Source organism: Microcoleus sp. Pol14D4, assembly GCF_036701245.1.
Lineage (GTDB): Bacteria > Cyanobacteriota > Cyanobacteriia > Cyanobacteriales > Microcoleaceae > Microcoleus.
On the sequence record NZ_JAUBQM010000145.1, the window covers coordinates 1 to 6,043 of the forward strand.

A 6,043-nucleotide genomic window follows, 5' to 3' on the forward strand; every position below is an offset into this window, starting at 1 on the left:
ATCAAAATCCTGGAAATCATTTTCGACTCCCCTCCCGTATTTTTGCTCGTATCATACCCTAATTCAGCAACGCCGAATAAAGAAGTAGCTGTGCCAGTCAGTTGGAGGCGGATTGGATTCGCAAGCTTCGTCAGCCGGGAGGGAAAATGCTTCCGGGAAAAGAGGCCAACTATTAGGCACTATGACATTTAAAATTGCTGCAAGCTCGCTTTTACTTCGTAAGAAAGCTTCTATGTGAATCCTTTCGACGGGAAGTAGTTGAAGATTCTTAGTTGTAATCATTTTTCTACCTTGTTTAACAAGTATGAGTCACACTAGAGGCACTATCGAAACGCTTGTCTCGGAACCCTGGCGAGTTGGTAAGCGCCCCGACTTTCCAACAATTGATATTGATTTGGCTGCAATCCTAATTGCTCAAATTTTTCTGGATATCCCAGCAACAAAATAGAGGGAGAAGTTGGGTTTTTAGATTCCTTAATGTAGTCGATCGCCTTTGTAACAGCTCGGTAGTAAGTCACTGGCTCTTGGGTATAAAAAACCAGACTTGGTTTCCAGAAACCAACCATAATAAACTCTTCCCCTGGCAGTTTTTGTTGAACGGCAACCTGTGCTAACTGTCTCAGAGGTAACTGGCGGTTGATATCAACCACTTTGTAGGCCGGAGTAAGACCAAAGATGATAAATGCTACTAACCCGATGAGGTTAGCAACCAAAATCCAGCGCTGTTGCCGCTTCCAAAGTAAAAGTGCGATCGCCACTGCTGTAGTTATCCAAATCGTACCGCCGACAATCAGCAATCCTGACTGCTGAATTGCTTGGGGAAAATTGGGCATTGCGGGGTCGTCTCCCAGCCAGTTGTAGCAGTAGAAAGTTGCTCCGGCTATAATTAATAAAAATACCACATTGAAAATGTATGTAGCTAACAGCCCTCGCGGTAAAGAATTCGATTTTTTTTCTAACTTTACCCGCCTGTTATCGGATTCATTGCCTGCAATAATATCGCTCCACAGCAGCGTTACCAAAATCGCAGCAGCGGGGATTAAAGGCAATACATAACTCGGCAATTTTGTCACGGCGATCGTGAAAAAGCCAAAGATGCAGCCGAACCAAAATAGGGCAAATAAACTCAACTGAGCCGATCGCGGTTGACGACGCCAGTAACTGCGCTGCCAAAAACGGGTGCGGGCGATCGCCACCGGCAAATAAATCGACCAAGGTGCAAAACCAACTAGCACTACAAAAAAGTAAAAATACCAAGGCGCCGAGTGCTTGTTGACTACTCCAGTAAAACGCTGGAAATTGTGATAGCCAAAAAAGCTGTCAATATAAGTTTGACCGTTGGCTAAAATAACCAAAATGTACCAAGGCAGGGCGATCGCCAAAATAATCAAGATTCCCGACACCGGACGCATTTCGCGCCAAAGTTGCCGAAAATTTCCCAAATAAAGCCCGAAGCTGCCAACAATCAGTCCTGGGACGACAATTCCCACAGGCCCCTTAGCCAGAATTGCTAAGGCAATTAGTACGTAAAAAGTCAGATACCACTTATTCGGAAATCGCGAAGCGGAAACAGTGGAAAATTCTGCTTGTTCTCTCTGTTCTTCTAGAGTGTAACCGAGAAAAAATGCCAGAAGTGCCGAACACATACAGCCGACTAATAGCATATCTGAAACGCCAGTCCGTCCCCAGGCAATAGTTTGGGGATTTAAAGCTATTAGGGCCGCACCAATCCAAGGAGTAGAAAAAAAGAGGGGAAGACGGGGAGTTTTGAGTTTAGAGTTGTTATTCTCTGTTTCTTCTTCCGGCTTCCATCGGACTTCTTCCTTCTTCCTGACATCCGTTAAATCCGTTACAGAATCCGTTGCCGAACTTCCTTCTTCCTTCGATTTCGATAGGGTATAGAATCCCAGGCAAGTCAGACCGATCGCGCACAATGCCGAGGGAAGACGCACGGCCCATTCGTTAACGCCCAGAGTGCGGTAAGCCACGGCCATCAGCCAGTAAATCAGCGGCGGCTTGTCAAACCTGGTTTCGCCGTTGAAATAAGGAGTGATGAAATCCCCTGTCACGGTCATTTGACGCGCGGCTTCGGCAAACAACGGTTCGGTTTCGTCAACTAAGCCTATGTTGCCGAGGTTCCACAAAAAAGCCACAGAGGCGATCGCGCACAGCCATAAAATTGATAGCAGCAAAGGTGCGAGCCTCTTCGATGGCTTCGCTAACGGGCGATTTCTAAACTCTGACAAATTTTTAATAACTTCCTTCACGGAAACTTCCTGCGATTTTAGATTTAAAATTTTAGCTCGCATAGAGAGTCTACCGAAAGATTCGCATTCTCGAAACTCCCAATTCGATCGAATGCGGTTCAACTGAGATGTTACACCATTCTCAATAAGGCTTTTATGGGCGGGCTAGAGCAACCCCGCTCCTACTCCCCACAACAAAATTCACGCTTTGTAGAACAGGCAAGATGCCTGGTATTTATAATGATTCGGCTATGTGAGGTTAACCTCACACAGCCGAATTATTCTCAATAAGACCGTATCAACCGTGTTTCTCGATTAAAATCTCGGCACCTGCAGCTAAGGGTTCACGGCTGCAAAATTAATTGCCATTCTCCGGCTGTGCTGTTCCAAGCGGGTGAGGATGTCTCCCCGGCGACGAAAGGCCCCCAGTAGCGGCGAGAACCATCCTGAGCAAAAACCACCAGAATGTCTCCTCGTTTGACTTGTAACTTGCCCTCCGGCAGCGATAGCATCAGTCCCTTGCCGCCGCCTTCCCCCGGCGCAAAATCCCAGTGCGCGGGTTTTCCATAGGATTCCTTGGCTTGCCGTTTCGACAGCAGGGCTACTCGCACTGGGTGTTCGCTGCGGTTGCTGACGCGCAAAAGGCCGGAGGCTTTAGCATTTACAGGGACTGAGGAAAGCAATTCCTCTTCTGGCTCTGGGGGGGTTGGTGTTGAGTCGGGCTTGGGCTCGCTGGCGGTGTCGGCAGAAGCTGTCGCGACTGGGGAAACGGGGGGTATTGGGGGGAGTGCGGTGGCTTGTGAGGGCCAGTCGCTGGACTGATTTGAACCGTTGGAGATAGTGATTTCAAAACGTCCTAGAAACATTCCTGTAATTAGGACGATCGACACTCCAATTACGATCTGGTAAATTTTAAGATTCATAAATTTTAGGCTTAAAGGATAGACTGCACCCGAAATTAGTCTTAACTATTTTTAATGTAAAACCAGGGTCTGCTGTGCCACAAGATACAGTTACACTTACATTACTTGAGCGTTCTCGGCTATAAGTCCGCGATCGCTCAATACCATCTTAGATGTTAAATTTGAGATTTTAGATGGCGACATACTGACTCCGGTAAGGATTTGGAGTTGGTCGGGAGGGTCATTTGTTTACTCATCGGTATAGCTTTTAATACCAGTTGAAAAAAAGAGTACCACTATAGGCCCGTACTCCCAACCCCAATATTCATAAGTCATTCCGCATCTCAAATCTCAAATCTCAAATCTCAAATCGTATAACTTTTATGCAGAATACCCGAATTAACAGATTAATTGATGTTTTGGGCGATCGCTTCCGTGGCTGGCTGAGCAATCCTTGGCGGCGGATTTCGCTCCTGCTAATTAGCCTGCTGTTCGGCACTTTTTTGGGAACTGCTATTTCGACCATCGCGGGACAATCTGCGGATTGGGATATTATCGCGGCCGGGCTGTTGGTGTTGTTGACCGAGTTGGTGAACTGGCTGGTTTACGGCGGCCCGCGGCCTGCGGCAGGTTATTTGTGGGTGGAGATGCTCAATGCTCTGAAAATTGGTCTGACTTACAATTTATTTGTCGAGGCTTTCAAACTAGGTTCTTAAAAAATGGTGAAATATTTGTCTGCTGTCGATAGTATTTATATAAACGTGTTCTTAAAAAAATCTTAATTTGAACTAGGGTCGGAATTTTTGAACTCTCCACGAGCGGAGTTGGGGCTTTTATCCGTTTTGAGTGGGGTCAAATATTTGTCAATTGCAGATAGGATTTGTACAAAACCCGCTCTGGCATCAAGAGTTTTGAGAAGATGGATCGATCGACTGTAACGCCTGTTGAAATTTTACATCGGTGGCAAGCCGGCGATCGCCCGATCGCTGCCGACTTCGACCACCTAGCTTTGTGGGAACTTGCGGATGATGTGCGATCCTCTTCGAGGGCTTCGCTAACGCGCGCTTTTGGCATTACTCCCGACAATGTAGCCGATGTTGTCCGCTGCAAAACCGATTTATTCTTTTCTCTTCTTGACGAACTGCATACTTTTCCCGTAAAGTCAACTGTTTTCCTCGAAACTTTCTGGAATCTGTGGCTGCCGCTGGCCATGCAATTATCGGCTGCAAAACAAAGTTTAAACCGTCCTCTAATTCAAGGAATTTTAGGAGTGCAAGGAACGGGAAAAACTACTTTATGCCAAGTTTTGAGGTTGATTCTGCGAAAATTGGGATATTCTACTGTCAGCCTTTCTTTAGACGATCTTTACAAGACTTATGCCGATCGCCAACAACTCCAAAAAGCAGACCCGCGTTTAATTTGGCGCGGCCCTCCCGGCACTCACGATATTGACTTGGGCATCGAAGTTTTAGACAAGTTGCGCGGTTCTCAAACTCACAATTTAGCAGGACTTGACAATCCCAAATCTGATGCCTTCAAACCCGATTTAATTAATAAAAATATAGAAATTCCCAGGTTTGACAAATCTGCCTATGGAGGTGCAGGAGATAGAAGTCAACCCGAAATTATTTCCGGTGCAGATATTATACTTTTTGAAGGTTGGTTTGTCGGTGTGAATCCGGTAGTTGATGCCAAATTAAACGAGTTTTTGGCGACTGCACCGTTTCCGATTTCCACAGAAAGCGACTGTCAGTTTGCGCGCGATATGAATGCGAAGCTGCACGACTATCTACCGCTGTGGAACCGATTAGATCGGTTGATGGTTTTGTATCCCCAAGATTATCGCATTTCTCAAGTGTGGCGCAATCAGGCGGAACGGGAAATGATGGCGGCGGGGAAGTCGGGAATGTCAGAAGCTGAGATTAATCGGTTTGTTGAATATTTCTGGAAAGCGCTGCATCCCGATTTATTTATTAATTCGATGGTTGAGGGGGATGGTGTGGATTTAGTAATTGAAATTTTGGGCGATCGCGCTGTCGGCAAAATTTGTCTGGCGATCGACTTAAAATTAAACCTTTAAGGAAACAACAATATTGCCTCCCTACTCTATTGCAGCCTTTAAGGACACAACAATGTTGTGTCCTTCCTGTATGGCAGCTTATCGTACACTCACTTGACAATTCAGGACTTATGCAAAACGTGATTTGATGCGGGAATTATAGGGGTAAGGCGGGGCATCAGCACCCTACAATACAGAGGTTTTGCATAGGATGGAGAATGTCTAAATTAACTGCCGGGAGTCCCAAGATCGATCGCTTTCTGCATCAAATCGTCGGTAACTTCGCCCGGTGTACCAGCAGGCTTAATTTCCTGAGCCATCGAACGAAAATCATTAGGATTGCCGCTTTTATCTGCCGGCTTTGCACTATTATCTTGAGCAGCGGGAATAGGAAATTTAGGTGCAGTTGCAGCGGCGGCAGCTTGAGCGCCGGCACCTGTGCGATCGATGTCACTAACGCTGAATTCTTTTGAAGCTTCGTAGTCTGCTGATACATCAACGGTCGGCAACTTTTGTTCTCCAGCTTCCGCGTTTTCAGTGATCTGCTGAGCGTCAAAGTTTTCAGTGTTATTGACTTCTGTATTGATTTCAGACATAGCCGACTCCTTGGTAGTTTTATTTAACAATTCACTGTATCAATTATTACTTTGCTCCCCGGCTTTTTCATCTACCCGGAGATGTATCGTTGGCTTCTATCTTAAGGATGATTTATTCTAGGTTAGTGCCTTAACATTACATCACTTTCCGAAAAGAATGCAGCGTAAGGATTCAGGTCTTTGATTGGGGAACAAGAGAAGGCATGAAAAAGCCACAAGAATGGGCAGATATAGCATCAC

6 protein-coding genes are annotated in these 6,043 nt (G+C 46.0%); 3 read left to right on the forward strand and 3 right to left on the reverse strand.

The window, feature by feature from the left end:
- The coding region (locus QUA33_RS27140; RefSeq protein WP_333152735.1) for a hypothetical protein at window positions 1–192 on the forward strand (192 nt) is incomplete at its 5' end.
- 131 nt (window positions 193–323) lie between these two features.
- On the opposite strand, the gene QUA33_RS27145 is transcribed toward QUA33_RS27140, so the two are convergent.
- Together QUA33_RS27145 and QUA33_RS27150 are read right to left on the reverse strand one after the other, a co-directional pair.
- Window positions 324–2,309: a glycosyltransferase family 39 protein gene (locus QUA33_RS27145; RefSeq protein WP_333152737.1), complete on the reverse strand. Its 1,986-nt coding sequence runs from the start codon at window positions 2,307–2,309 to the stop codon at window positions 324–326.
- Window positions 2,310–2,590: 281 nt separating this feature from the next.
- Complete coding sequence (locus QUA33_RS27150; protein ID WP_333152739.1) at window positions 2,591–3,169, reverse strand: hypothetical protein; 579 nt, start codon at window positions 3,167–3,169, stop codon at window positions 2,591–2,593.
- Window positions 3,170–3,531: 362 nt separating this feature from the next.
- Here QUA33_RS27150 and QUA33_RS27155 point away from each other — a divergent pair, with 362 nt between their 5' ends.
- Both QUA33_RS27155 and QUA33_RS27160 read left to right on the forward strand, forming a co-directional pair.
- A complete protein-coding gene (locus QUA33_RS27155; protein ID WP_333152741.1) occupies window positions 3,532–3,864 on the forward strand; it encodes a DUF565 domain-containing protein in 333 nt (110 codons plus the stop codon).
- 203 nt (window positions 3,865–4,067) lie between these two features.
- The gene (locus QUA33_RS27160; protein ID WP_333152745.1) at window positions 4,068–5,228 is read left to right on the forward strand and encodes a glycerate kinase; all 1,161 of its coding nucleotides are present in this window, start codon (window positions 4,068–4,070) and stop codon (window positions 5,226–5,228) included.
- A 206-nt stretch (window positions 5,229–5,434) separates the two neighbouring features.
- Here QUA33_RS27160 and QUA33_RS27165 read toward each other — a convergent pair whose 3' ends face one another.
- Window positions 5,435–5,803, reverse strand: a complete 369-nt coding sequence (locus QUA33_RS27165; protein WP_333152743.1) for a hypothetical protein — start codon at window positions 5,801–5,803, stop codon at window positions 5,435–5,437.
- Window positions 5,804–6,043 lie beyond the last annotated feature (240 nt).